A 1,771-nucleotide genomic window follows, 5' to 3' on the forward strand; every position below is an offset into this window, starting at 1 on the left:
CTAAAGTCTGTGACCGAAGCCGAGCGAATTTCTAACGATGTATAAAGAAAAAAGACAAGCTGCCATCAGCCTAAAATTTCCTTCTGCCAGTTCTCACCCCACACGGCATACGTCGCGCTCTCTTTCTCGTGCTCGCTCAGCCCCGAGATCGCGCGCGCAAACAGAGCTTTGTTCGCAGGCCCCTTCATTAGCGCCTTTAAGCTTTTGTAAATTTTATCCTCTTGATATGACAGCAGCCCTGCGACGATCACCTCTAAACTGCGCTTGCTAATGCCGTAGCGATCGATAAACGCCTCGATAAATTTTATATGCGCGCTCTGATGTTCGGCATCCACCGTCTCAAAGTAGCGCCGCGCGAGAGCAAAGTATTTTTCGCTCTTTAGCGCGAGGCCGAAAACTGCGTAGCTGCCGCTCATCAGGCACTTTTCGCCGTCCGTATCGGCATAGAACTCAAACTTGTGCTTTAGCGCTTCGTTCGCGTAAAGCTCAAGCTCCCCGTCCAGCTCGTGCGCGAGCGCGGCGGCGAAAAAACGGTGCGTGGGCGTGGGCGCAAGGCCTTTGATCGGCAGATAAGTTTTCTGCGCCTTGGAGCTAAGCTTTACGGCGTAGCTTGCAGCAAAGCCCGCTTGCAGCAGCTTTACGATGAAATTTAGCGCCTTTTTATACGCGTCCGCCGTTTCGTTTTTGATTTTCGCGCGAACCTGCGCGAAAACATCGTTTGCGCTACACTCCACGTCCGCGTCTTTAAATTTTACTAGCTCGCCTTCAAGCTCGCCCGTGCCGCGGTCCAGATAGCTTTGCGCCTGAGCTGAGCCGAAAATCTTCGCCGCGCACTCCAAATCCTTGCGCGCAAGATCCACATCCCAGCTATAGCGCTTAAATTTGATATTCCAAAGCGCCGCCCGCACGAAAAACGCAAGCTCGCCCGCGTCTACATTCTCGGGTGCAAAGTCCTTTTTAAGCTCGTAATCTTTACTCCAGCCGTCACCTAAAATATCGTAAAATTTCGGCAGGAATTTCTCCTCTTTCCAGCGCCGCAGATTATTCTCTAGCGCGATGATAAAATCCCCCAAAAGCCGCCTGTTTTTGACGTCCTGCACCGCATCGATTACCTGCTCAAGCAGCGCCGTTAGCGCCGTTTCGTCGTAATCCATAAGCGAAAGATCGAAAATGCGGTCCATAAACACGAAAATCTCGCGGCCGTCTTTGATCTTTTTATCGCGGCGGATGATGATCTCGCCTATATAATCGTCCATTTTGCGCTTTAACTCGGCTTTTCGCGCAGTGTTTTCAAAATAAAATTTACGCTCGCAGCTGCGCTGCGCCAGGCTCCCGCTCGCGCCTTCAAATTTGACCGCCAAATCCAGCTTATACGCAAAAAACGGCAGATTTGCTTCAGCCAAAGACTCTTCCTCCGCGCTCTTTGCGATGAGCGGGACGATAGCCTCAAACTCCTCGCGCTCAAGCTCGTCTATCTCGGGCGCATCGGCTCTGAAACCGTCCGCGTCAAAGTCGTCAAGATAAAGCCTGATACGCGCTTTGCGGCACTCCACGCCCAAAAAATCAAAATACCCCTCCTGTACCGGGCATCGCGAATACGGCGCTTCGCCCTTGTACTGCGAGCCGAACTTGCCAGCGATCAGGCGCTTTAGCGCGTCTGAAATTTTGCCCGCTAGCGAAATTTGAGCTTCGTTATCTATGTCTAGCAGCTTGGCATTCATCGCTAAAGTAGCAGGTTTGGCACTAGCAATATAGGTTTTGCCGAATGCTT

The 1,771-nt window shown here is 51.8% G+C and carries 1 protein-coding gene; it reads right to left on the reverse strand.

From position 1 onward, the window contains the following. Nucleotides 1–65: 65 nt before the first annotated feature. A partial coding sequence (locus Q0135_RS07270; RefSeq protein ID WP_297989505.1) for a DUF6138 family protein occupies nt 66–1,771 on the reverse strand: 1,706 nt, incomplete at its 5' end.

The organism is uncultured Campylobacter sp. (genome assembly GCF_937981295.1).
Taxonomy (GTDB): Bacteria; Campylobacterota; Campylobacteria; order Campylobacterales; family Campylobacteraceae; genus Campylobacter_B.